Genomic DNA, 22573 nt, shown 5'->3' with positions numbered 1-22573 from the left:
GACCACGCCAGAATCACGCCGCCGACCGAGCCCGGGATGATTATTCTCGGTCAACCTCGCCCGGGGCGACGCCCCCGGTACCAGCGGCCACCACGGCTACCTACACCGGCCAGGTGCAGCGCGAGCAGCAGCAGGCCGATCAGCACGAGGGTGTTCCAGTTGAACAGGTCCGGCGCTCCGAGATTGGTGTCGAGCAGGTCGAGCAGCAGCGTGAAGCCGAAGACCGCAGCGGCGGCGATAGCGAGCATGGCGTTCCTCCGGTGGGGGTTCCAGTAGGTCGCCCGGCATGTACCCGATCGGTCCCCTCACCAATCTCCACGGTGGACCTCCGGCTCGCGCAGGTGCTGGGGTGAAAACTGCGCCTGGGCGTTTCGTACCAAGATCTCGGCCCGTCTAGTCTCCCCCCATGGTCATCACCGAGGGGGCGATCACCGAGCGGGAGGCGATTCTCGGCATCGTGGGCCAGCACCCGTTCGTTCGGCACTCGCTGCCACGGCGGGAGCCGGTACGCGGTTGGCGACGTGGCAGCGCCACATGCTGGCTGCTGCCCGCCGACACGCCGGGACCGCTGGGTGGGATGATCGGGCCGCCGGCCGACGCGGTCGACCTGTTCAGCGCGCTCGCCGCCGAAGGAGTCTTCCAGACCGGCCGATGGGTGCACCTGCCCCGGCTGGGCCCGGCGGCCCTCGCCGGCACGCCGGGCGTGGCGGGCCACGAGGACTGGGACTTCCTCTGGACGGTCGCGCCGCCGCCGCGGCAGCCGGGCGAGGAACGGGTCGTCCGGCTCACCGAGGCGGATTACCCGGCGCTGACGGCGCTCATCGACGAGTCGTTTCCTACCTCCACGGCGCGGCCGGGTAATCCTCAGGTGGTCGACTGGTACGGCATCCGCGAGGGCGACCGGCTGATCGCCTGCGGGGCCGACCGCACCCGGGGTGACGTCGGTTTCCTCGCCGGTCTGACGGTGGCTCCGGCCTGGCGCGGCCGAGGGCTGGGCGCCGCGCTCACCGCCGGCATGAGCCGGGCGTTGTCGGCCCGCTACGACGTGCTGGCGCTGGGCGTCTATCCGGCCAACGTCGGAGCGATCCGGCTCTACCGTCGGCTCGGTTACCTCGACGCCTTCGCGCTCACCTCGGTGCGCTGCGCCTGACCGGGGATCGGCACCCCGTCGCCGGCCGGCTGACCGGGAGCCGCCGCGCCGACCTCCCCCGGTTCGGCGGTGTCCTCCTGCTGATCGGCGGTGACCGGCGGGTCGGGGTGACGGCCGGCGCGCCAGGCCGGTAGGTACAGCGGCGCGGCGACGGCCAGCACCACCGCGCCGACCAGCATCGCCGTGCTGACTCCGGCGCGGTCGCCGACGTAGCCGAGCAACACCCCGCCGAGCGCGCCTGCCGGCATCGCCACCATGGAGTTCAGCGAGATCAGGCTGGTCCGGTACGGGCCGGCGACCTGCCGGTGCAGCAGCCCCATGTGCAGCGGATTGGACGCACCGTGCACGGCGTAGCAGGCGACGAAGGCGACCAACACTCCGGTCGGACCGACGAACAGCGCCATGCCGACCACGGTGATCCCCTGCATGATCCGCAGCAGGGCGGCACCGGGCGCGGCACCGATCCAGCGGATGAGCAGCGGCGTGAGAGCCGCACCGCCGGCCGAGGCGAGCCACGCCGCCGTACTTGCCGGTCCGAGCAGGACGGCGGCCCGGTCGGCGTCGCCCACCACCTCGGCCAGCCGGATCGGCAGCAGCCCCTCGAAGGTGGCCATGCCGAAGCCCCAGAACAACTCGACCGCCACCAACGCGAGCAGTACCCGGGATCGGCGCAGCAGTCCGAGCGCCTCGGCCACCATGCGCGGAGCGTCGCGCACGGAGGCCCGCACCGCGGCCGGACCGATCACCGCTCGGCGCTCCACGAGCAGGGTCAACAACGCCGCCAGGTAGACCACCTGCAAGCCGACGGCGGCGAGCACCGGCCCGGTCAACGCGCTGAGCGGACCGATCGGCCCGAGGGCCACCAGGCCACCACTGAGCAACGCGCCGGCTGCCATGGCCAGGCCGAGCACCATGCCGCCCTGGCCCAGCCCCTTCTCGTACGCGGCGTCCGGGTCCGCGGCCAGGGTGCTGTCGACGTACCAGGACTCCAGGGGGCCGCTGTCCAGGGCACGGAACACCCCTTGCAGCGCCCAGACGACGGCCAGCAGGGCGAACGAGTCCGCCACCACCAGCAGCCCGGTCGAGACGAGGCCGACCAGGCTCGCCACCACCAGCACGGGCTTACGGCCGAGGGCGTCGGCGATCCCGCCGGTCGGCAACTCCAGGGCGAGCACCATCACGCCCTGGGCGGAGACGACCAGTCCGATCTGGGTAAGCGTCAGACCGCGTTCCTGCATGAGCAGGATGGTCACCGGGATCAGCAGGCCGACCGGCAACCAGCGCAGGCCGTGCAGGACCAGGTAACGCCGCCGAATTCGGCGGATGGACAGCGGGTTCACCGCGTGCCGCCGAGCAGCAACGGCAGTGCGGCGAGGAAGATCTGCACCTGCTCGGCGCCGGGCTCGGTCGGGTCAGCCTCGGCACGGTAGCGCTCCAGCACCTGCCACAACTCGGCTTTCAGCCCCTCCAGCCGGGCTGCCGGAATGGTCATGAAGATGTCGCTCATGCCGAACGCGTCGCGCCAGGCCGACGGCCATGTGTCGCGTACGGCGAACCACCGCTCGGCGTACTCGACGTACTGGCGTACCTGCTCGGCCTGGATCCACTCGATCGCCGCCCGAGCGTCGGGGTCGTGGTCGAAGTCGGTGTTGTCCCAGTTCGTGACGTCGTGCGCGGCGCGCCACCAACGCTGTCGCCCGGCCCCCCGGTCGGGCTCCTCGACAACCAGCCCGACCTCGGCCAACTGGCGCAGGTGGTAACTGGTCGCCCCGGTGTTGGTGTCGAGCAGTTCAGCGAGGCTGGTGGCCGTCGCCGGACCCTTCACCCGCAACGCCCCGAGCAGCCGCGTACGCAGCGGATGCGCCAACGCCCGGACCTGCCGCCGGTCGATCCGCACCCGCCTCGGCTCGCCCCCCTCACCACTCCCCATAAATCCACAATACTTCTGCACAACTTCTATGCACAATAACCGTGCACTCTCATTACTCGCCGATCTTGCACTCTTGGTCGCCCATTAGCACTTTTTGTCGGCTTTATCCCGACGGAAAGTGCAAGATCGGCGGGGCGAGGTGGGGGTGGGGCGAGGGGCGGGATGTTAGGGGGTGAGGAGTTCGGTGATGCCGCGCAGGCGGGTATGGAGCAGGGCAGTGGCGCGGGTGGTGTCGAGGCGGATCGTGGTGGGACGGACCAAGCCGCACTCGGCGGCAGTGGTGGTCTTCAGGGCACTCGCGTCCAGTCCCGACCGGTGGGCCACCAGCCGGCCCAGTTCCGCCCGGCTGACCGCGTCCGGGCCGGCCACGTTGAGCGGGCCGGCATAGTCCGAAACCGCCAGTTCGAGCACGGCGGCGGCCAGGTCGGTGACGTCGACCGGGCAGCGCAACTCGTCGGTGAACAGGGCACCCCGTCCCGCCAGGGCCTCCCGGCAGAGCCGGATCTGCGGGCTGCCCTCCCCCACGATCAGCGAGGTACGCAGCAGCACGGCACTCGGGTCGATCGCACGTACGGCCGTCTCTGCGGCGGCCTTCGCCGCCCCGTACGCGAAGATCGGGCTGGGCGGGTCGTCGTCGGCGTACGGCTCGGGGCGCCCGGCGTGCAGTGCGTCACTGGAGATGTGCACCAGCCGCGCGCCCACCTCTGCGGCGGCCCAGGCGACGTTGGCCGCCCCGTCGGCGGTGACCGCCCAGTTCTCGTACCGGTAAGAGGTGTTGACCAGGACGTCCGGACGCACCTGCGCGACGAGCGTGCCCACCGCGACCCGGTCCGTCACGTCCACCCGCCGAGCCGCCACCCCCGGCACCCCGACCGCAGTGGAATGCCACGTCCCGACAACCGACCACCCCGCCCCGGTCCCCTGCCGACAAACCTCCCGGCCCAGAAACCCACTGCCCCCCACCACCAACACCCGCATCCGCACGCCTCCCCGTTGATTGATCAAGAAGTTTGCGTCGCCGAAGCGCCTAGATCATGACGCAAACTTCTTGATCAGCGAGGGCGTCGGGGGCCCGGAGCCGGGAAGGGCCGCAGGTCAGGTGGGGTCGGAGACGGGGGCGGCGGGACCGGCGGTGCCGGTGTGGGGGGCCTGCTGGGGCTTGGGCTTGGCGTCGATGCCGGCCTCGGTGCGCTGCTGGGCGGTGATCGGGGTGGGGGCGCCGGTCAGCGGGTCGAAGCCGCCCCGGGTCTTCGGGAAGGCGATCACCTCGCGGATCGAGTCGGCGCCGGCGAGCAGCATGCAGACCCGGTCCCAGCCGAACGCGATGCCGCCGTGCGGGGGCGGGCCGTAGCTGAACGCCTCCAGCAGGAAGCCGAACTTGTCCTGCGCCTCCTCCGGCGTGATGCCGAGCAGATCGAAGACCCGCTGCTGCACGTCACGGCGGTGGATACGGATCGAGCCGCCGCCGATCTCGTTGCCGTTGCAGACGATGTCGTACGCGTACGCCAGCGCCCGGTCCGGAGCCTCCTCGAAGCGGTCCACCCACTCGGAGTTCGGCGAGGTGAACGGGTGGTGCACCGCCGTCCAGCCGCCCGCCGCGCCACTCTCGTCCGAGGTCCGTTCGAACATCGGCGCGTCGACCACCCAGCAGAACGCCCAGGCGCTCTCGTCGACCAGCCCGGCCCGCTTGGCGATCTCGACGCGGGCCGCGCCGAGCAGTTCCTGCGCCTCCCGGGTCTCGGCGCTGGCGGCGAAGAAGATCGCGTCGCCCGGCTTGGCGCCGACCGCGTCGGCCAGCCCGGCCAGGTGCTCGGCCGACAGGTTCTTCGCCACCGGCCCACGCGCCTCGCCGGTCTCGGCGTCGAGCACCACGTACGCCAGGCCCTTGGCGCCGCGCGCCTTGGCCCAGTCCTGCCAGCCGTCCAGCTCCTTGCGGGTCTGGGCCGCGCCGCCGGGCATGACCACCGCGCCGACGTAGCCGCCCGCGTCGATCGCGCCGGCGAAGACTCGGAAGGTGGTGCCGCGCAGGTACTCGGTCAGCTCGGTCAGCTCGACGCCGTAGCGCAGGTCCGGCTTGTCCGAGCCGTACCGGGCCATCGCGTCGTGCCAGGTGATGCGCGGGATCGGCCGGGGGATCTCGTAGCCGGCCAGGTCCGACCAGAGGGCGGTCACGATCGCCTCACCGAGATCGATCACGTCGTCCTCGGTGACGAAGGACATCTCGATGTCCAGCTGGGTGAACTCCGGCTGCCGGTCGGCCCGGAAGTCCTCGTCGCGGTAGCAGCGGGCGATCTGGTAGTACCGCTCCATGCCGCCGACCATCAGCAGCTGCTTGAACAGCTGCGGCGACTGCGGCAGGGCGTACCAGCTGCCGGGCTGCAGGCGCACCGGGACCAGGAAGTCGCGGGCGCCCTCCGGGGTGGACCGGGTCAGGGTCGGGGTCTCGATCTCCAGGAAGTCCCGCTCGTGCAGCACGGCCCGGGCCAGCTGGTTGGCCCGCGAGCGCAGCCGCATCGCCTTGGCCGGGCCGCCGCGCCGCAGGTCCAGGTAGCGGTACTTGAGCCGGATGTCGTCGCCGGCCACCACCTGGTCGTCCACCGGCAGCGGCAGCGGCGCCGCCTCGGAGAGCACCTCCAGCTCGGACGCGGTCACCTCGATCTCGCCGGTGGGCAGCTCCGGGTTCTCGTTGCCCTCCGGCCGCCGGGTCACCTCACCGACGACTTTGACGCAGTACTCGTTGCGCAGCGCGTGCGCGTCCTCCTCGCGGAAGACCACCTGGACCACGCCGGAGCCGTCGCGCAGGTCGACGAAGATGACACCGCCGTGGTCGCGCCGGCGGGCCACCCACCCGGCGAGCGTCACCGTGGTGCCGGCGTCCGTCGCGCGCAGGCTGCCGGCGTCATGGGTACGGATCACGGCGTGCGTCTCCCTCGTGAAGCTCTACATCTGTTTCGGGCATTCTCGCAGGACGCCCCCGCCGCCGTTTGCCGGGTGCAAGGAAGGGCCCCGTGTTAACGCCTCCGGTAGCAAAAGGGTCCCCTTTTAACAGCCAGACCGCACCCGTTCAACAGCCAGCCCGCACCGGGATCGAGGTGCGGCGGCGCCGGAACGTCGGCACACATGCGGGCGGGCCGCCGGAGGAGGAATCCGGCGGCCCGCTGCGGTGAGGAGGGTCAGTGGTGCGAAAGGGTCAGTAGACGCTGACGCCGTAGCGGCTCAGCACCGGCCCGACCGGCTGGAAGAAGGTGGTACCGCCGGTGGAGCAGTTGCCGCTGCCGCCGGAGGTCAGGCCGAGCGCGATGGTGCCGCTGAACAGCGAGCCGCCGCTGTCACCGGGCTGGGCGCAGATGTTGGTACGGATCAGACCACGGACCTGGCCCTCGGCGTAGTTGACGGTGGCGTTGAGCGCGGTGACCGAGCCGCTGCGCAACCCGGTGGTGCTGCCGGAGCGCTGCGCCGACTGGCCGACGTAGGCGTTACCGGACGCGGTGATCTCGCGGAAGCTGCCGTTGTAGAGGGAGACGTTGCCCGGCTGCACCACGCTCTGGTTGCTGTACCGGACGATGCCGTAGTCGCTACCCGGGAAGACGCTGCCGGTACGCGAACCCAGCAGCGCGGTCTGGCTGGAGTTGCTGTACCAGTTCGCCGCAATGTTGGTGCAGTGCCCCGCGGTGATGAAGTAGTACGTGCTGCCGGCCCGCACGTTGAAGCCGAGCGAGCAACGCCCGCCGCCCTGCGCGTAGATGGCCTGGCCGCCGGAGATCCGGGTGCTCAGCACACCGGCCTCGGCCTCGATGCGTACCGCGCCGTTGGTCCGCGCCGCAGCGGCCTTGACCCGCTCCAGCTTCGCGCCGGTCACCGTGCTGTCGACGGAGACGACGACCTGGTTGGTGGCCGGGTCGACCCACCAGGCGGTGCCCGGGATGGCCGCGGAGCGGTCCAGCTCGGCGGTGGCCCGGTTCAGCTCCGCCGCACCACGCTTGACCAGCTTCGGGGTGGCGCCGGCCGACGCCACCTGGCGGGCGGCGAGGCTGTCGGTCACCGCAACGACCATCTTGCCGGCCGCATCGGCGTACGCGCCGGCGGCGCGGGCGCCGAGCCGCTCGGCGAGGGCGGCAGCGGAGTCAGGCGTGGCGGACGCGGGTGCCGCCTGGGCGGGGGTACCGGCCAGCACGCCGGCGACGAGGGTTCCGGCCGCGGCGACGGTGACGGCGCGGCGCAGCATTGACCTTGTGGGTCGCATGTAACAGCCTCCCGAAGGGGGTTGGAGGGCCCTGTCACGCCGACAGGGCAGGGGGAAACTCGGCCACCTGGGGAAACGGCCAAGCGAAGGCAAGTATTCACACATTTAAGATCATTGACAAGGCCACCCTTTGCCCGAATTTCGCCGCTCGCCCGAAGTAACCCGTCCGCAACATTGTGGACACAGATAGTCATCTATACGCTCTGGTCACCGCCGCAACCCGGCAACCGTGAACCGGAGGCCACCATGACCCTCGTCCGACGCGCGCTGGCCACCCTCGCCGGCGTCACCGCCCTCGTCCTGTTCGCCACCAGCCCCGCCGTCGCCGATCCCGGCCCACCGCCGAGCTCGATGGCCAGCCTCGGCGACTCCATCACCCGCGGCTTCAACGCCTGCGGGTGGTACGTCGACTGCACCGGCCGCTCGTTCAGCACCGGCGACGACGCCACCGTGAACAGTCACTACCTGCGCATCCGCCGGGCCAACTCGGCCATCAACGGCCGCAACCACAACGCCGCCCGCACCGGGGCCAAGTCAGCCGACCTGTACGGCCAGGCCGGCACCGCGGTCAGCCAGGGCGTCGGCTACGTGACCATCCTGATCGGCGCCAACGACGCCTGCACCAGCTCGGAGTCGACGATGACCTCGCCGACCACCTTCCGGGCCAACATCGACTCTGCACTGGCCCGACTCAAGTCCGGCCTGCCGAACGCCAAGGTCTACGTGATCAGCATCCCGGACGTGCACCGACTGTGGTCCGTCGGCAAGGACAGCAGCAGCGCGCGTACCGCCTGGTCGCTCTTTGGCATCTGCCAGTCCATCCTGGCCAACCCGACCTCCACCGCCCAGGCCGACGTCGACCGCCGCAACCGGGTCCGGCAGCGGGTGATCGACTTCAACGGCCAGCTCGCCGCCGCCTGCGCGGCGTACGGCGCGAACTGCAAGTACGACGGCAACGCCGTCTTCGGCTACCCGTTCACCCTCGCCCAGCTCTCCGGCTGGGACTACTTCCACCCCAACACCACCGGCCAGCAGGTCCTAGCCACCATCTCCTACCCCGCCGGCTACCCCTGGTAGCCCCACTCCCTCCCCGCTCCCCGCTCCCCGCTCCCCGCTCCCCGCTCCCCGCTCCCCGCTCCCCGCTCCCGCGATCTTGCACTTTCTGTCGGCAGGAACAAGGGCAAAAGCCCCATAAGTGCGACCGAAAGTGCAAGATCGACGGCGGAAAGGCGCGGGAGAGCGGGGCGGGGCGGGGAGCGCGGGGACGGCGGGAGGGCTAGCGGGGGTGGGCGCCGGGGCCGGGGCGGGGGATGATGTCGCGGGGGTTGGTGACGGGGTGGCCTGCGGTGCAGTGGAGTTCCACGCGCACGTCGGCGCCGCAGTCGCGGTGGCCGACGCTCAGCGGCGGCCCCTCCGGATCAGCGAGGTAGCGGTCACCCCAGGCCAGGACGGCGACCAGCACCGGCCACAGGTCGAAGCCCTTGGTGGTGAGACGGTACTCGTGGCGGATCCGACTGCCCGGCTCCTGGTACGGCTCACGGCGCAGCACGCCCTGCTCGACCAGGCCGGCCAGCCGGTTGGTCAGCACCTGTCGGGGAATCCCGGTCCGCACCCGCATGTCGTCGAAGCGTCGGACCCCGCTGAACACCTCACGCAGCACCACCAGGGTCCACTTCTCGCCGAGGATCTCCATGGCGCGGGCGACCGTGCAGTTGTCCACCGACCAGTCCAACGCCGTAGGTCTCATCCCACAAGGCTAGGTCTCATTGACAGACCCAGCAAGCGCTGCCAGGCTGAGTCCATGACGCAGACGCAGGATGCGACGCGCAGTCGCACCTTCTCGTGGTCCGACCCGAGCATCAACGCCGCGCAGATCGGCCGGCGCAGCGGGCTGGACATGATCCGCGCCATGCTCGCCGGTGAACTGGCCGCCCCGCCGGTGATGCGCCTGATCGACATGGCCAGCATGACCGCCGAGGAGGGGCGGGTCGTGGTCGAACTGAAGCCGCAGGAGTTCCATTACAACCCCCTCGGCACGGTGCACGGCGGCGTCATCTCGACGCTGCTGGACACCGCCGCCGCATGCGCCGTGCACAGCACCCTGCCGGCCGGCATCGGCTACACCACGCTCGACCTGAACGTGAAGTTCCTCCGCCCGGTGACCGTGGACTCAGGCATGCTGCGCTGCGAGGGGACGGTGCTGCAACAGGGCCGTCGTACCGCCCTGGCCGAGGCCCGGCTGACCGACGGGCGGGACCGCCTCGTCGCCCACGCCACCTCCAGTTGCCTCCTGCTGCCCCTGGAGCCTCCCGCCGCCTGACGCAGCCAGCACCGGGCGGCACGCAAGCCGCCCCGGGCGTGATCGTCGCCAGAGCCAGCAACGACCAGGCCCGGGGCTTCACCGGGGTACGAGCACAACGCAGGCCCGGCAAGCGACCGAGTTCGGGTCGGCCGGCGGACAGGCGGTCCGGGTTGCAGCGGGACCACGCCGGGACCGACTTGGTGCCGGCCCGCTCAGCCGACCAGCGGCTTGAGGTCGGCCCGGGGTGGGGTCCACTCTCCCGCTGCGGCGGCGAGCTGGTCGCCGGAGCGGATGTCCTTCACCTCGTCGGCCGCACCGTCGGTGCCGGGGAACCAGACGTACGGGATGCCGCGCCGCTCGGCGTACCGGATCTGCTTGCCGAACTTCGCCGCGCTCGGCGAGACCTCGGTGGGGATACCCCGCGAGCGCAGGGCCTCGGCGACCCGGTTACTGGCCGGACGGTGCTCCTCGCTGGTCACCGCCACCAGCACGCAGGTCGGCACCTCCCGGGACACCGACAGGGCGCCGGCGCCGAAGAGCAGGCCGAGCAGCCGGGTCACGCCGATGGAGATGCCCACGCCGGGGAACCGGGCGTTGCCGGCGCTGGCCAGGTTGTCGTACCGGCCACCGGAGCAGACCGAGCCGAAGCGCTCGTACCCGATCATCTGGGTCTCGTAGACGGTGCCGGTGTAGTAGTCCAGGCCCCGGGCGATGCGCAGGTCGGCCACGCAGAGGCCGGGCGAGTGCGCGGCGGCGGTCTCCACCACCCGGACCAACTCCTCGACGCCCTCGTCCAGCAGCGGGTCGCTGACCCCGAGGGCGCGTACCGCGTCGGCGAATGAGGCGTCCGGCGCGGAGATCTCGGCCAGCGCCAGCACCGCCTTGGCCTGCGCCTCGCTCGCCCCGGCGGTGGTCGCCAGCAGTTCCGCCACGCCGGCCGGGCCGATCTTGTCGAGCTTGTCGACCGCGCGCAGCGTCGCCTCCGGGTCGGTCAGCCCGATGCCCCGGTAGAAGCCCTCGCAGATCTTGCGGTTGTTCACCTGGATGCGCACCGGCGGGATCGGCAGCGAGCGCAGCGCGTCGCCGATCACCAGCGGCATCTCCGCCTCGTGGTGCCCGGCAAGGGTGTCCCGGTCGACGATGTCGATGTCGGCCTGGAGGAACTCCCGATAGCGTCCCTCCTGCGGGCGCTCGCCGCGCCACACCTTCTGGATCTGGTAGCGCCGGAACGGGAAGTTCAGCTTGCCGGCGTTCTCCAGCACGTACCGGGCGAACGGCACGGTCAGGTCGAAGTGCAGGCCGAGGGTGTCGTCGCCGGACGGGCCCTCCGGGTCGCCGTGCAGGCGCCGGATCACGTAGACCTCCTTGGAGGTCTCTCCCTTGCGCAGCAACTGGTCCAGCGGCTCGACCGCCCGGGTCTCCAGGGGCGCGAAGCCGTACAGCTCGAAGGTCGACCGGATCCGGTCCAGGACGTACTGCTCGATCATCCGCTGGGCGGGCGTCCACTCCGGGAAGCCGGAGATGGGCGTGGGCTTGCTCATGATGCTCCGTTCGGAAACCCGCACGCTCCGCGCGGGTCAGCGTGGGCGCGGCCGCTACAGGCCGCGGGTGGGGGCCGCCGGTCGCGCGCCGCCCATCCCGGCCACCTCGGCGAGGTACGGGTTGGTGGCGCGTTCGCGGCCGATGGTGGTCGCGGGGCCGTGGCCGGGCAGTACGACGGTGTCGTCGGCCAGCGGGAGGATCTTGTCCCGCAGGCTGGTCAGCATCGTCGGCATACTGCCGCCCGGCAGGTCGGTGCGGCCGATCGAGCCGGCGAACAGCACGTCACCGGAGAGGCAGACCTGGTCGGCCTCCCAGGGCGAACCGGCGCCGGGCAGCCGGAACAGCACCGACCCGCCGGTATGGCCGGGCGCGTGGTCGACGGTGATCTCCAACCCGGCGAGGGTGAGCGTCATACCGTCAGCCAACTCGGCCACGTCCTCCGGTTCGGCGTACGGCAGCCGCCCGCCGAACATCTGGGTCAGGTCCACCGACAGCCCCTTGGCCGGGTCGGCCAGCATCTCCCGGTCCCCGGGGTGCACGTAGGCGGTGATCCCTCGCGCCCCGCAGACCGGCGTCACGGAGAAGGTGTGGTCCAGGTGCCCGTGGGTGAGCAGCACCGCGGCCGGATGCAGGCGATGCTCGGCCAGCAGCGCGTCGAGCCGGTCGATCACTCCGATGCCGGGATCGACCACCACGCACTGTTCCCCCGGCGCGGTGGCGACCACATAGCAGTTGGTGCCGAAGGCGTCGGCGGGAAAGCCGGCAACGAGCACGTCCGCTCCCCTTCCGTCGAACTGTCCGTCAATCGCAGCCTAACCGGCGGCTCACGACATTTTCCCCGTCGGCACAGCAGCCCAACGGACACCGAGATGTCCCGATGGGCCCGAGCACCGACCTCGTACACGACTTTTCCAGCCAGTACCCGTACACTCTGGCGGGCGTGTGGCGTGGCGCACCTGCCGCCCGACGGGTACGCGACCACCGGCTGACGATCAGGGTAGAGGAAGGGGAGCACGGGTGGCTTCCAGCAGGGACCGGCAGCGCAAACTGGCGCGGGCCAAACTCGACCGGCAGATGGCTCGTCGGGCCGCCGCCGTCAAACGGCGTCGGCAGATTCGCGCCGGCGTCGGTACCGCCCTGATCCTCGTACTTGTCGTCGCCGGCTCAGCCTGGGCGTTGGGTGCCTTCGACCGGGAAACGACCGAGGACACCGCCGCCAACGAGGTCTGCCTCTGGACCCCGCAGAACACTGCGGGCAACAGCAACCTCAAGGACGTCGGCGAGCCGGCCACCACCGGGCTGCCGACCACCGGTACGCGCCCCATGACGGTGACCACCAACCAGGGTGCGCCGATCAACATCGAACTGGATCTCGCGAAGGCGCCGTGCGCCGCCGCGAGCATCGCCCACCTGGCGAGCCAGTCGTTCTACGACAACACCAAGTGCCACGAGATCACGGCCGAGGGCGCGGTGCGCTGCGGTGACCCGAGCGGCACCGGTCTGGGCGGCCCGGCGTACTCGTTCTACAGCGAGAACGTGCCGACCCCGCCGGAGAGCAGCCCGGCCCCGCCGAGCGAGCCGCCGACGTACCCCAAGGGCACGGTCGCGATGATCTCGAACCCGCCGGGCGCGAACAGCAGCCAGTTCCTGATCTTCTTCAAGGACTTCACCACCCACGACGATCCGGCGTACCCGATCATCGGTCGGGTCACCGGCGGCCTCGACGTGGTGGAGAAGATCGGTGCCCTGCCGACCGTGGACAATGGGGCTGGGCAGAAGGTCAAGCCGGAGAAGGACGACGTGGTCATCCAGAGCCTGACCGTCGGTGAGCCGGTGCTGGATCCGGCATCGCCCACCGACCCCACGGGTCAACCGACCCCGGCGGTCTCCGGCTCGACCGAGGCCAGCCCGAACGCCGGCTGACCCGCTACGGGCAGCGGCATCCACAGACAGTCCAGGAGGATCGAGGCGTGACGTCCACCAGAGAGCGGCAGCGCGCGGCGGCCCGCGCCCGGCTCGAGAAGGAGATGGCCGAGCGGGCGGCCCGGGCCCGCAAGCGCCGCCAGACGCAGGCCGTCGTGGGCGGTGGCGTGGTCCTGCTGCTGGTGGTCGCCGGTACGGTCTGGCTGGCCAGCAGCCTGATCGGCGACGACAGCGGCACCGACACCACCGCCCAGAGCGCGGACACGGTGCAGTGTGACTGGGTCGAACTCCCGGCCGGTGAGCGGTCCCCGACGACCAAGGACGTCGGACTGCCGCCCGTCGAGCAGAGCCGGGTCGGCAGCCAGACCATGACGATCACCACAAACCTCGGTCCGATCACCGCGCGGATCGACCGGTCGGCGGTGCCCTGCACCTCGGGCAGCTTCATCCACTTGGCCGAGCAGAACTTCTTCGACAACACCAAGTGCCACCGCCTGGTGACCGAGGGCATCAAGGTGCTCCAGTGCGGCGACCCGAGCGCCGCCGGCGAGGGCTGGCGGGACAGCGACGGCACCGGCGGCCCGAGCTACCGGATGGCCGAGGAGAACCTGCCGACCGACAAGCGTCCGCCGTACCCCGCTGGTGTCATCGCGATGGCCAACTCGGGCCAGCCGGCCAGCAGCGGCAGCCAGTTCTTCATCGTCTACGGCGACTCGCCGCTGGACCCGAACTACACCGTGCTCGGCACCATCACCGATGGCATGGACATCGTCGAGGACGTCGCCAAGGCCGGCGACGACGGTGCGTTCGCCCAGCAGGCCGGGGGCGGCCACCCCAAGAAGGAAGTCGTCATCACCGACCTGACGATGAGCTGACCCAGCCCAACCTCGAAGCGCCCGCCGGTCCACCGGCGGGCGCTTCGCTATCCCACCCCCACACCCCGCGATCTTGCACTTCGTGTCGCCTTTATGCGCCATTCATTCCGCTATGTGACGACCAAAAGTGCAAGATCGACGCGCACAGGGCCCGCGTGCCGACCCTCGGGCACCTGCACCACGCGCACGCGTCGATCTTGCACTTTGTGTCGCCTATATGCACCGTCCATCCCGGTATACGGGGACCGAAAGTGCAAGATCGACGCGCGTCCCCGCCCCCCGCGCGGGGTGGGGGTGCGCGGGGGTGGCGGGGTGGGGGTGGGTTAGGAGCCGGAGGTTACGCGGTAGGCGTCGAAGACGCCGTCGACCTTGCGGACGGCGGCGAGCAGGTGCCCGAGGTGTTTGGGGTCGGCCATCTCGAAGCTGAACCGGCTCACCGCCACCCGGTCGCGGGTGGTGGTGACGGTGGCGGAGAGGATGTTGACCCGCTCGTCGGAGAGCACCCGGGTGACGTCGGCGAGCAGCTTGTGCCGGTCGAGGGCCTCCACCTGGATGGCGACCAGGAAGGTCGAGGCGGAGGTGAGCTTCCAGCTCACCTCGACCACCCGTTCACCCTGGGCGCGCAGGTCCTCGGCGTTGGCGCAGTCGTCGCGGTGCACGCTGACCCCACCGGAGCGGGTCACGAAACCGAAGACCGAATCCGGCGGGACCGGGGTGCAGCAGCGGGCCAGCTTGATCCACACGTCGCTGACCCCGCGTACCACCACACCCGGATCGTGGCTGGCCACCCGGCTGCGCGGCGGCCGGGTGGCCACCGCGGTCTCGGCGATGTCCTCGGCCGCGCCCTCCTCGCCACCGTAGGTGGCCATCAGCTTCTGCACCACTGACTGCGCGGAGACCTGACTGTCGCCGACCGCCGCGTACAGCGACGCCACGTCGGCCAGGTGCAGGTCCCGGGCGATCGCCATCAGGTTGTCGGAGGTGAGCATCCGCTGCAACGGCATGCCCTGCTTGCGCATCGCCTTGACGATCGCGTCCTTGCCCTCCTCGATCGCCTCCTCGCGGCGCTCCTTGTTGAAGTACTGCCGGATCTTCGTCCGCGCCCGAGGGCTCTTAACGAAGCCCAGCCAGTCCTGCGTCGGGCCGGCAGTGTCGGACTTCGAGGTGAAGATCTCGATCACGTCACCGTTAGACAGCGTCGACTCCAACGGCACCAGCTTGCCGTTGACCCGCGCCCCGATGCACTTGTGCCCGACCTCGGTGTGCACCGCGTACGCGAAGTCCACCGGCGTCGACCCGGTCGGCAGCGGGATGACGTCACCCTTCGGGGTGAAGACGTACACCTCCTGGCTGGACAGGTCGAACCGCAGCGCGTCCAGGAACTCGCTCGGGTCGGCGGCCTCGCGCTGCCAGTCCAGCAACTGCCGCAGCCAGGTCATCTCGTCGATGTGCGCCGGCGGGCCGACGATCTGGGTGCCCTTGTGCTCCTTGTACTTCCAGTGCGCCGCGATGCCGAACTCCGCCGTACGGTGCATCGCGTACGTGCGGATCTGCATCTCCACCGGCTTGCCGGTCGGGCCGATCACGGTGGTATGCAACGACTGGTACATGTTGAACTTGGGCATCGCGATGTAGTCCTTGAACCGACCCGGCACCGGCTGCCAGTTCGCGTGGATCACGCCCAACGCCGCGTAGCAGTCCCGCACCGTGTCGACCAGGATCCGCACACCCACCAGGTCGTAGATGTCGTTGAAATCCCGACCCCGCACGATCATCTTCTGGTAGATCGAGTAGAGGTGCTTCGGCCGACCGGTCGTCTCCGCCTTGATCTTGGCGGCCTTGAGGTCGGTCTGCACCTTCTGAGTCACCTGCCGCAGCAACGCCTCCCGCTGCGGCTGGTGCTCCCCGATCAGCCGGTTGATCTCCTCGAACCGCTTCGGGAACAGCGTGCCGAAGGCCAGATCCTCCAGCTCCCACTTGATGGTGTTCATACCGAGGCGGTGCGCGAGTGGGGCGAGGATCTCCAGCGTCTCCTTGGCCTTCTGTTCCTGCTTGGGCCGGGGCAGGAAGGTCAGCGTACGCATGTTGTGCAGCCGGTCGGCCAGCTTGATCACCAGAACCCGCGGGTCCTTGGCCATCGCGACGACCATCTTGCGGATCGTCTCCGCCTTCGCCGCGTCACCGAGCTTGACCTTGTCCAGCTTGGTGACCCCGTCGACGAGCAGGGCGACCTCACCACCGAAGTCCGTACGCATCTGGTCGAGGGAGTATTCCGTGTCCTCGATGGTGTCGTGCAACAGCGCAGCGACCAGGGTGGTGGTGTCCATGCCCAGGTTGGCGAGAATCGTCGCCACCGCGAGCGGATGGGTGATGTACGGGTCGCCGGACTTGCGGTACTGGCCGGAGTGCCAGCGCGCCGCCGTGTCGAAGGCCCGCTGCAACAGCCGCGCGTCAGCCTTGGGGTGATTCTCCCGGTGCGACGAGATCAGCGGCTCCAGCACCTCGCTGACCTGTGACGACTGCCAGGGTGCGTTGAACCGGGCCAGCCGCGCCCGGACCCGACGCCCGGTGGGCGCGTTGGACAGCCCGAAGCCACTGCTCGGCATGGGTTCAGCCGCGGTGTCGACGGGTGCGACATCGGCACCGACACTCGTACGGGCCACATCGCCGGTGGGCAGCACCGTACCGGGGCCACCGCCCGGCGCCGCAGCGGCGCTGTTGCGATCGGTCACCGAGCCGTCCGCGTCGCCTGTCGGGTGCACCGTGCCCTCCACCGGAGGGGCGACATCGTGGGACACCGGCCTCCTCACCGCTCGCCGGAAGTGAACCGACCGTGCGCCGGTCGGCCTGGTCTCGTGCCGCTCGGACGGGTCACCGTCCGCTCAGCAATGGGCAATGCTACCCGCACCCGCAGTGCCCTGCCGCTCCGCCGGACGGACCGTGCCGACTCCGCCCGGCGGCGACCACACCTCAAACAGTCAGCAGGGCATGGACGGGACGCGGAGCCAGCCGCTCCCGTCCCCCCAGGAAGGACAACTCCAGCAGTACGGAGAACCCGGCCACCGTGCCACCCGCCCGCTCGACCAGGTCCAGCGTCGCCGCGGCGGTGCCCCCGGTGGCCAGCACGTCGTCCACCACCAGGACCCGGTGGCCGGCGGTGAAGGCGTCCTGGTGCACCTCCAGCGTGGCCTCGCCGTACTCCAGGGCGTAGGAGGCGGCGTAGGCGGGTCGGGGAAGCTTGCCGGCCTTGCGTACCGGCACCACACCGACTCCGGTCGCGTACGCGATGGCGGCGGCGACGACGAAGCCCCGCGCCTCGATGCCGACCACGGTGTCGAAGGACTCCCGCCCGTGGTGCGCGACGATCCCGTCGATCACGTCACGGAAGGCCTCGCCGTCGGCGAACAACGGCATGAGGTCCTTGAACATGACGCCGGGCTTGGGAAAGTCGGGCACGTCGAGCGCCCGGCTGGCCACCAGCCGGGCAACCTCCGGGCCACTGTCTCCCCGTACCCTGCTGCTGTGGGTCTCCGTCACGGTAGTTCCCCTCCCCTTCCACATGACAGCGGCGTCCGGCACGCTGCTCGCACAGCATGCCGGACGCCGCCCGGATCAATTCCTGTCAGTTGCGCAGTTGTCGCTCAACGTCGCTTTCCACCGCCCGGGCGGTTGCCGCCGCCGGGCCGTCCACCGCGGGCACCGCCGGAACGCTTGCCAGCCGGCCGGGCACCCACCTTCGGGGCTGCCGCCCCGGCCATAGCCGCACCGGCCTCCGCCGGCACCTCCTCCTCGTCGTCCCGCTCGACCGCGGCGGCGGGGGCCGCCTTGGTACGGGCCTCCTTCGCCGGCACCGGGTTGGCCCGGCGCGCCTCCACCCGCTTGTTGTGCGCCTGGATCCGCGGGTCGCGGTTCTTCAGCACCACCAGCAGCGGGGTGGCCAGCGTGATCGAGGTGACGAACGCCATGGCCATACCGACGAACAGCACCAGACCCAGGTCCTTCAGGGTGCCCGCACCCAGCAGACCGGCACCGATGAAGAGGATGCCGCCGACCGGCAGCAGCGCCACCACCGAGGTGTTGACCGACCGCATCAGGCTCTGGTTGACCGCCAGGTTGGCGGCCTCGCCATAGGTCTGGTTGTTGTTCGCAGTGATGCCTCTGGCGTTTTCCTGCACCTTGTCGAAGACCACCACCACGTCGTAGAGCGCGAAGCCCAAAATGGTGAGGAAACCGATGATCGTCGACGGGGTCACCTCGAACCCGACGATCGAGTAGATGCCGGCGGTGAGCGCCAGGTTCATCACCAGCGAGAAGATGGCCGCGACCGCCATCTGCCACTCGAAGCGCATGACCAGGTAGACCGTCACCAGGGCGATGAAGATGACCAGACCGAGCACAGCCCGGTTGGTCACCTGGCTACCCCAGGCCTCACTGACCCGGTTGGCGCTGATCTCGTTCGGGTCGATGCTGAACCGCTCGGCCATGTCGAGCCGGACCGCCTCGGCCTGCTGCGGGTCGAGTTGGGTGGTGCGCAACTCGTAGAACGAGCCGCCGGCTCCACCGACCTGCTGGGCGGTGACCACGTGGGCGCCGTCACCCGCAGCGCTCAGCGACTGGCCCGCAGTGTCCTCGGCCTGCTGCATGGTGCCGACACTGGTGGGGATCTGGAACGAGTTGCCACCGGCGAACTCGATGCCCGGGTTGAACCCCTTGATGAGGATGCTGCCCAACGCCATCAGCACCAGGACGGCCGCCGCAGTGAACCACATCTTGCGCCGGCCGACGACGTTGAGGCCGGCCTCGCCCCGGTAGAGGCGGCTTGCCAGAGAGTTCTCAGCAGCCATCTCAGGCCTCCTTGACACGCGGGTTGCGGGACTGGGCCTGCTCCGACTTGGCCGGCAGCACCCGGCCGAGACCACTGACCCGTGGGGACAGGAACGCCCGGCTCCGGGCGAGCATCGTCATCATCGGGTGCCGGAAGAGGAAGACCACCACCAAGTCCAGCACGGTGGCCAGACCGAGGGCGAAGGCGAATCCCTTGACCGTACCGACCGAGACGATATAGAGGACCACCGCCGACATGATCGTGATGGCGTTCGCCGAGATGATCGTACGGCGGGCGCGGACCCAGGCGCGGGAGACCGCGCTGCGCGGGCTGCGGCCCTCACGGATCTCGTCCTTGAGTCGCTCGAAGTAGATGACGAACGAGTCCGCCGCCACACCGAGCGAGACGATGATGCCGGAGATGCCGGCGAGGGTGAGGGTGAAGCCGATCTGCCGGCCGAGCACCACCAGGGCGCCGAAGAGCAGCAGCGCCGACAGCACCAGGCTCGCGAAGATCACCGTGCCGAGCAGCCGGTAGTAGAAGAACGAGTAGATGATGACCAGCAGCATGCCGATGCCGGCCGCGAGCAGACCGGCCCGCAGGTAGCTGGCGCCCAGGGTGGCGGTGACGTTCTGCTGCTCCTGCGCCTCGAAGGTGACCGGCAGGGCGCCGTAGTTCAGGTAGCCGGCCAGCTCACTGGCCTCGGCGTTGCTGAAGTTGCCGGTGATCTGCGAGTTGCCGGTGAGCACGCCCTGGATCTGCGGCGACGAGATGATCTGGTTGTCCAGCACCACGGCGACGCGGCACTTGCCCTCGTCACCGAGCGCGGAGGCGTCACACGCCTGACCCTCGTTGTTGAACGCCTCGCGGGTCAGCGCGGTCCACTTCTCCTGGCCGTCCCGGGTGAAGTTCAGGCTGACCACCCACTGGCTGGTCTGGTCGCGCACCGCGCTGGCCGAGTCGACGTCGGTGCCGAGCACCTTCGCCTGGTCCAGCAGGTTCTTGGCGTAGCCGCCCTCACAGGCGACGACCTGCTGATCCGCGGCCGAGACGGACGCCGGCGGCCGGTCGTCGAGCTGGAGGCAGCCGATGGACGGCACGTTGAACTGCATCTGGGCGGGGAGCACCGCGACCTCGCGGCCGGTCAGCTCGGCGAAGGGCTTGAGCTTCTCGGCCAGCGTCGGGTCGGCGCTCAGGTCGGCCGGCGACTGGAGCCCGCTCGCGGCGGCCCAGGCCTCCGCGCCGACCTTCGCCTCGACGGCCTTGCGCTGCTCCTCGAGGCTCTGCGGCACCGGCTCCTCGCTGGCGCTCGGCGAAGGTGCGGTGCTCGGGCTCTCCGACGGGGCCGGCGTGGGGGCCCCACCACCCTGACCGCCGGACGGCGATGCCGTGGCCTCGGCGTTCGGGGTGGCGCTGGCGCTGCCGGACGGGCTCGGGGTGGCGTTCGGCTCGGCGCTGCCGCTCGGGCTCGGCGCCGGCGAGGGAAGCGCGCCGCTGCCGTCGGCGATCTTCAAGACCTTGCGGAAGCGCAGCTCGGCGGCGCTACCGATCTCGGTCAGGTCGCGGTTCTCGCCGGGCAGGGAGACGACGATGTTGCGGTCGCCCTCGGTGACCACCTCGGCCTCGGCAACGCCGTACGCGTTGACCCGGCTCTCGATGATCTGGCGGGCCTGTTCGAGGTTGTCCGCCGTCGGAGCCCGGCCGTCGAGGGTGTTCGTCGCCTCCAACGTGAGCCGGGTACCACCGACAAGGTCAAGACCGAGGCGGGGTTCGAGCCGGTCCTTCCAGCCTCCGCTGGCACCGCCCGCGAAGAACACCAAAAGATAGAGGACGACGAGGATGCCGCCCAGTACGGCCAACTGCCGTCCCGGGCGCATCTGTCCCTGAGGTGGTGCCACGGCTGTCCTGTCTCCCTGTACGGTCGCGCCGCCGCAGGCGCGACGGCGGGGTCTGCCGGTTTCCCGGCCGACGATCTGCCTTCCGACGGCGCCCGGGGCTGACGCCGCCGCCTCGGGTGGTCAACGCGGGCAGCGTGGACCGGACCGAACCGGCGCGCCGACGCCCGGCGTCGGCCTGCTATCCAGTTGTTGCACCGCCACGTCGGCGGTCACCCGCCCGGGGACGCGTGCGGGTGGTCCCCACCCGGCCGACCAGCGCACCGGCAGACCAGGTGGGTGCGGTACTCACTCCTTGACGGCGTCGGTTTCCTCGGCCGCCGGCTCTACGGGACGCTCCGCCTTGGTCACCACGCGGGCGATCGCCGGCCGGGCGTATCGGGTCTGCACTCCGGGAGCGACCTCGAGCAGGACGCTGTCGTCCTCGACTCCGGAGACCGTGCCGTACAGCCCGCCGATGGTCACCACCTCGTCGCCGACGGAGAGACCGGTCTGCATCGCCTCGGCCTCACGGCGGCGCTTCTGCTGGGGGCGGATCATCATGAAGTACATGACGCCGAAGAGCAGCGCGATCATGAGGATCGGCGTGAAGCTACCCGCTCCGCTGCCTTCTGCTGCGTGAAACACGGTTGTCGACCTTCCCATTGGCCCCGATCCGGCACATGGCGCCGGAGCGGAGGCGGATTTTCACATCCTGTACAGACCGCGGCGAGTCTAGTCGCTGTATCTGGGAACGCCGAACGCGTCGCAGATCACGAACAGATCACGGCTCGCTGGTGTCCACCGAAAACAGATCAGGCGCAAGGGGAACTTCGGCAGCAAATGTACCATTTGGCGGAGTGCGGCCAAGGTGCCGCCAGGCGGCCTCCGTCGCCACCCGGCCCCGCGGCGTACGGGCCAACAATCCGGCCCGCACCAGGAACGGCTCGCACACCTCCTCGACCGTGTCCGGCTGCTCCCCCACCGCCACCGCGAGCGTGGACAGGCCGACCGGACCACCCCGGAACGAGTCGACCAGCGCGGTGAGCACCGCCCGGTCCAGCCGGTCCAGCCCGAGCGCATCCACATCGTAGACCGTCAATGCCGAGCGGGCGGTATCGAGGGTGACCACGCCGTCGGCGCGTACCTCGGCGAAGTCACGCACCCGGCGCAGCAGGCGGTTGGCGATCCGGGGGGTGCCCCGGGAGCGACCGGCGATCTCCGCCGCACCGTCGTCGGTGATCGGCACGCCGAGGATGCGCGCCGAGCGGTGCAGCAGCGTCTCCAGGTCGGCCGGGGAGTAGAAGTCCAGGTGCGCGACGAACCCGAACCGGTCACGCATCGGCCCGGTCAGCAGGCCGGAGCGGGTGGTCGCGCCGACCAGGGTGAACGGCTCGACGTCCAACGGGATGGCGGTGGCGCCGGGACCCTTGCCGACCACCACGTCGACCCGGAAGTCCTCCATCGCGCTGTAGAGCAGTTCCTCGGCCGGCTTGGCGATGCGGTGGATCTCGTCGATGAACAGCACGTCGCCCTCGGCGAGGCTGGTCAGGATCGCGGCCAGGTCACCGGAACGCTCGATCGCCGGGCCGCTGGTCACCCGGATGCCCGCGCCCAGCTCCGCGGCGACGATGTTGGCCAGGGTGGTCTTGCCGAGGCCGGGCGGCCCCGACAGCAGGATGTGGTCGGGGGGCGAGCCGCGCCGCATCGCGCCCTGCAACAGCAGGTCGAGCTGGTCACGGACCCGGTGCTGGGCGATGAACTCGTCGAGGCGCTTCGGGCGGACGCTGACCTCCGCGTCCCGCTCCGCATCGTTGACGTACGCCGAGACCAAGCCGCCGTCCGGGCCGGTCACGGGATCATCCTCATTCGCGACTGCGGGGCTCGCAAACCCGGCTCACTCCGCGCG

At 70.4% G+C, this 22573-nt stretch carries 20 protein-coding genes; 5 read left to right on the top strand and 15 right to left on the bottom strand.

What is annotated here, in order from left to right; genetic code table 11:
* Window positions 1–50: 50 nt before the first annotated feature.
* The gene (locus AB0M35_RS13645) at window positions 51–248 is read right to left on the bottom strand and encodes a hypothetical protein (RefSeq protein ID WP_363744997.1); all 198 of its coding nucleotides are present in this window, start codon (window positions 246–248) and stop codon (window positions 51–53) included.
* Window positions 249–406: 158 nt separating this feature from the next.
* Here AB0M35_RS13645 and AB0M35_RS13640 point away from each other — a divergent pair, with 158 nt between their 5' ends.
* On the top strand, window positions 407–1150 hold the full coding sequence (locus AB0M35_RS13640; protein WP_363744995.1) for a GNAT family N-acetyltransferase: 744 nt from the start codon (window positions 407–409) through the stop codon (window positions 1148–1150).
* Here the strand turns inward: AB0M35_RS13640 and AB0M35_RS13635 are convergent.
* From AB0M35_RS13635 to AB0M35_RS13615, 5 genes are all read right to left on the bottom strand, one after another.
* Window positions 1108–2490 (bottom strand): MFS transporter, encoded by a 1383-nt coding sequence (locus tag AB0M35_RS13635; protein ID WP_363744993.1) that lies wholly within the window; start codon window positions 2488–2490, stop codon window positions 1108–1110. The two genes, AB0M35_RS13640 and AB0M35_RS13635, sit on opposite strands and share 43 nt — an antisense overlap.
* The gene (locus tag AB0M35_RS13630; protein WP_363744991.1) at window positions 2487–3080 is read right to left on the bottom strand and encodes a helix-turn-helix domain-containing protein; all 594 of its coding nucleotides are present in this window, start codon (window positions 3078–3080) and stop codon (window positions 2487–2489) included. Before AB0M35_RS13630 ends, AB0M35_RS13635 begins: the two co-directional genes overlap by 4 nt.
* 165 nt (window positions 3081–3245) lie before the next feature.
* Window positions 3246–4058 (bottom strand): sugar nucleotide-binding protein, encoded by an 813-nt coding sequence (locus AB0M35_RS13625; RefSeq protein ID WP_363744989.1) that lies wholly within the window; start codon window positions 4056–4058, stop codon window positions 3246–3248.
* 117 nt (window positions 4059–4175) lie between these two features.
* Window positions 4176–5996: an aspartate--tRNA ligase gene (aspS, locus tag AB0M35_RS13620; protein ID WP_363744987.1), complete on the bottom strand. Its 1821-nt coding sequence runs from the start codon at window positions 5994–5996 to the stop codon at window positions 4176–4178.
* A gap of 274 nt (window positions 5997–6270) precedes the next feature.
* Entirely contained in the window at window positions 6271–7323 is a 1053-nt protein-coding gene (locus AB0M35_RS13615) for a S1 family peptidase (protein WP_363744985.1), read from the bottom strand.
* Window positions 7324–7569: 246 nt separating this feature from the next.
* Here AB0M35_RS13615 and AB0M35_RS13610 point away from each other — a divergent pair, with 246 nt between their 5' ends.
* Window positions 7570–8400 (top strand): SGNH/GDSL hydrolase family protein, encoded by an 831-nt coding sequence (locus AB0M35_RS13610; RefSeq protein WP_363744983.1) that lies wholly within the window; start codon window positions 7570–7572, stop codon window positions 8398–8400.
* A 199-nt stretch (window positions 8401–8599) separates the two neighbouring features.
* Here the strand turns inward: AB0M35_RS13610 and AB0M35_RS13605 are convergent, their stop codons facing one another.
* On the bottom strand, window positions 8600–9070 hold the full coding sequence (locus AB0M35_RS13605) for a helix-turn-helix domain-containing protein (protein WP_363744981.1): 471 nt from the start codon (window positions 9068–9070) through the stop codon (window positions 8600–8602).
* A 54-nt stretch (window positions 9071–9124) separates the two neighbouring features.
* On the opposite strand from AB0M35_RS13605, the gene AB0M35_RS13600 reads away from it, so the two are divergent.
* The gene (locus tag AB0M35_RS13600; RefSeq protein ID WP_363744979.1) at window positions 9125–9643 is read left to right on the top strand and encodes a PaaI family thioesterase; all 519 of its coding nucleotides are present in this window, start codon (window positions 9125–9127) and stop codon (window positions 9641–9643) included.
* A gap of 194 nt (window positions 9644–9837) precedes the next feature.
* Here the strand turns inward: AB0M35_RS13600 and hisS are convergent, their stop codons facing one another.
* Window positions 9838–11166, bottom strand: a complete 1329-nt coding sequence (gene hisS, locus AB0M35_RS13595; protein WP_363744977.1) for a histidine--tRNA ligase — start codon at window positions 11164–11166, stop codon at window positions 9838–9840.
* Window positions 11167–11220: 54 nt separating this feature from the next.
* The gene (locus AB0M35_RS13590) at window positions 11221–11940 is read right to left on the bottom strand and encodes an MBL fold metallo-hydrolase (protein ID WP_363744975.1); all 720 of its coding nucleotides are present in this window, start codon (window positions 11938–11940) and stop codon (window positions 11221–11223) included.
* Between the two features lie 244 nt (window positions 11941–12184).
* Here AB0M35_RS13590 and AB0M35_RS13585 point away from each other — a divergent pair, with 244 nt between their 5' ends.
* Both AB0M35_RS13585 and AB0M35_RS13580 read left to right on the top strand, forming a co-directional pair.
* The gene (locus tag AB0M35_RS13585) at window positions 12185–13090 is read left to right on the top strand and encodes a peptidylprolyl isomerase (protein WP_363744973.1); all 906 of its coding nucleotides are present in this window, start codon (window positions 12185–12187) and stop codon (window positions 13088–13090) included.
* Between the two features lie 47 nt (window positions 13091–13137).
* On the top strand, window positions 13138–13965 hold the full coding sequence (locus tag AB0M35_RS13580; RefSeq protein ID WP_363744971.1) for a peptidylprolyl isomerase: 828 nt from the start codon (window positions 13138–13140) through the stop codon (window positions 13963–13965).
* Between the two features lie 323 nt (window positions 13966–14288).
* Here the strand turns inward: AB0M35_RS13580 and AB0M35_RS13575 are convergent, their stop codons facing one another.
* The 6 genes from AB0M35_RS13575 to ruvB all read right to left on the bottom strand — a co-directional run bounded on the left by AB0M35_RS13575 (window position 14289) and on the right by ruvB (window position 22519).
* On the bottom strand, window positions 14289–16739 hold the full coding sequence (locus tag AB0M35_RS13575) for a bifunctional (p)ppGpp synthetase/guanosine-3',5'-bis(diphosphate) 3'-pyrophosphohydrolase (RefSeq protein WP_363745227.1): 2451 nt from the start codon (window positions 16737–16739) through the stop codon (window positions 14289–14291).
* 196 nt (window positions 16740–16935) lie between these two features.
* A complete protein-coding gene (locus tag AB0M35_RS13570) occupies window positions 16936–17502 on the bottom strand; it encodes an adenine phosphoribosyltransferase (RefSeq protein WP_363744969.1) in 567 nt (188 codons plus the stop codon).
* A gap of 104 nt (window positions 17503–17606) precedes the next feature.
* Window positions 17607–18809, bottom strand: coding sequence for a protein translocase subunit SecF (secF, locus tag AB0M35_RS13565; RefSeq protein ID WP_363744967.1), 1203 nt, complete (start codon window positions 18807–18809; stop codon window positions 17607–17609).
* A 1-nt stretch (window position 18810) separates the two neighbouring features.
* A complete protein-coding gene (secD, locus tag AB0M35_RS13560; protein WP_363744965.1) occupies window positions 18811–20688 on the bottom strand; it encodes a protein translocase subunit SecD in 1878 nt (625 codons plus the stop codon).
* Window positions 20689–20973: 285 nt separating this feature from the next.
* Entirely contained in the window at window positions 20974–21312 is a 339-nt protein-coding gene (gene yajC, locus AB0M35_RS13555; RefSeq protein ID WP_363744963.1) for a preprotein translocase subunit YajC, read from the bottom strand.
* Window positions 21313–21448: 136 nt separating this feature from the next.
* Window positions 21449–22519: a Holliday junction branch migration DNA helicase RuvB gene (gene ruvB / locus AB0M35_RS13550; RefSeq protein ID WP_363744961.1), complete on the bottom strand. Its 1071-nt coding sequence runs from the start codon at window positions 22517–22519 to the stop codon at window positions 21449–21451.
* Window positions 22520–22573: the final 54 nt, after the last annotated feature.

Source organism: Micromonospora sp. NPDC051196, from assembly GCF_040682415.1.
GTDB lineage: Bacteria > Actinomycetota > Actinomycetes > Mycobacteriales > Micromonosporaceae > Micromonospora.
Note: the sequence above shows the minus strand (reverse complement) of the source record. Positions and strands in the feature narration are given on the sequence as shown.

Excerpts from the sequence above, each read along its gene's own strand:
- AB0M35_RS13645 (WP_363744997.1), bottom strand. The coding sequence starts at position 248 with ATGCTCGCTATCGCCGCCGCTGCGGTCTTCGGCTTCACGCTGCTGCTC.
- AB0M35_RS13640 (WP_363744995.1), top strand. The coding sequence starts at position 407 with ATGGTCATCACCGAGGGGGCGATCACCGAGCGGGAGGCGATTCTCGGC.
- AB0M35_RS13630 (WP_363744991.1), bottom strand. The coding sequence starts at position 3,080 with ATGGGGAGTGGTGAGGGGGGCGAGCCGAGGCGGGTGCGGATCGACCGG.
- AB0M35_RS13625 (WP_363744989.1), bottom strand. The coding sequence starts at position 4,058 with ATGCGGGTGTTGGTGGTGGGGGGCAGTGGGTTTCTGGGCCGGGAGGTT.
- AB0M35_RS13615 (WP_363744985.1), bottom strand. The coding sequence starts at position 7,323 with ATGCGACCCACAAGGTCAATGCTGCGCCGCGCCGTCACCGTCGCCGCG.
- AB0M35_RS13610 (WP_363744983.1), top strand. The coding sequence starts at position 7,570 with ATGACCCTCGTCCGACGCGCGCTGGCCACCCTCGCCGGCGTCACCGCC.
- AB0M35_RS13605 (WP_363744981.1), bottom strand. The coding sequence starts at position 9,070 with ATGAGACCTACGGCGTTGGACTGGTCGGTGGACAACTGCACGGTCGCC.
- AB0M35_RS13600 (WP_363744979.1), top strand. The coding sequence starts at position 9,125 with ATGACGCAGACGCAGGATGCGACGCGCAGTCGCACCTTCTCGTGGTCC.
- hisS (WP_363744977.1), bottom strand. The coding sequence starts at position 11,166 with ATGAGCAAGCCCACGCCCATCTCCGGCTTCCCGGAGTGGACGCCCGCC.
- secF (WP_363744967.1), bottom strand. The coding sequence starts at position 18,809 with ATGGCTGCTGAGAACTCTCTGGCAAGCCGCCTCTACCGGGGCGAGGCC.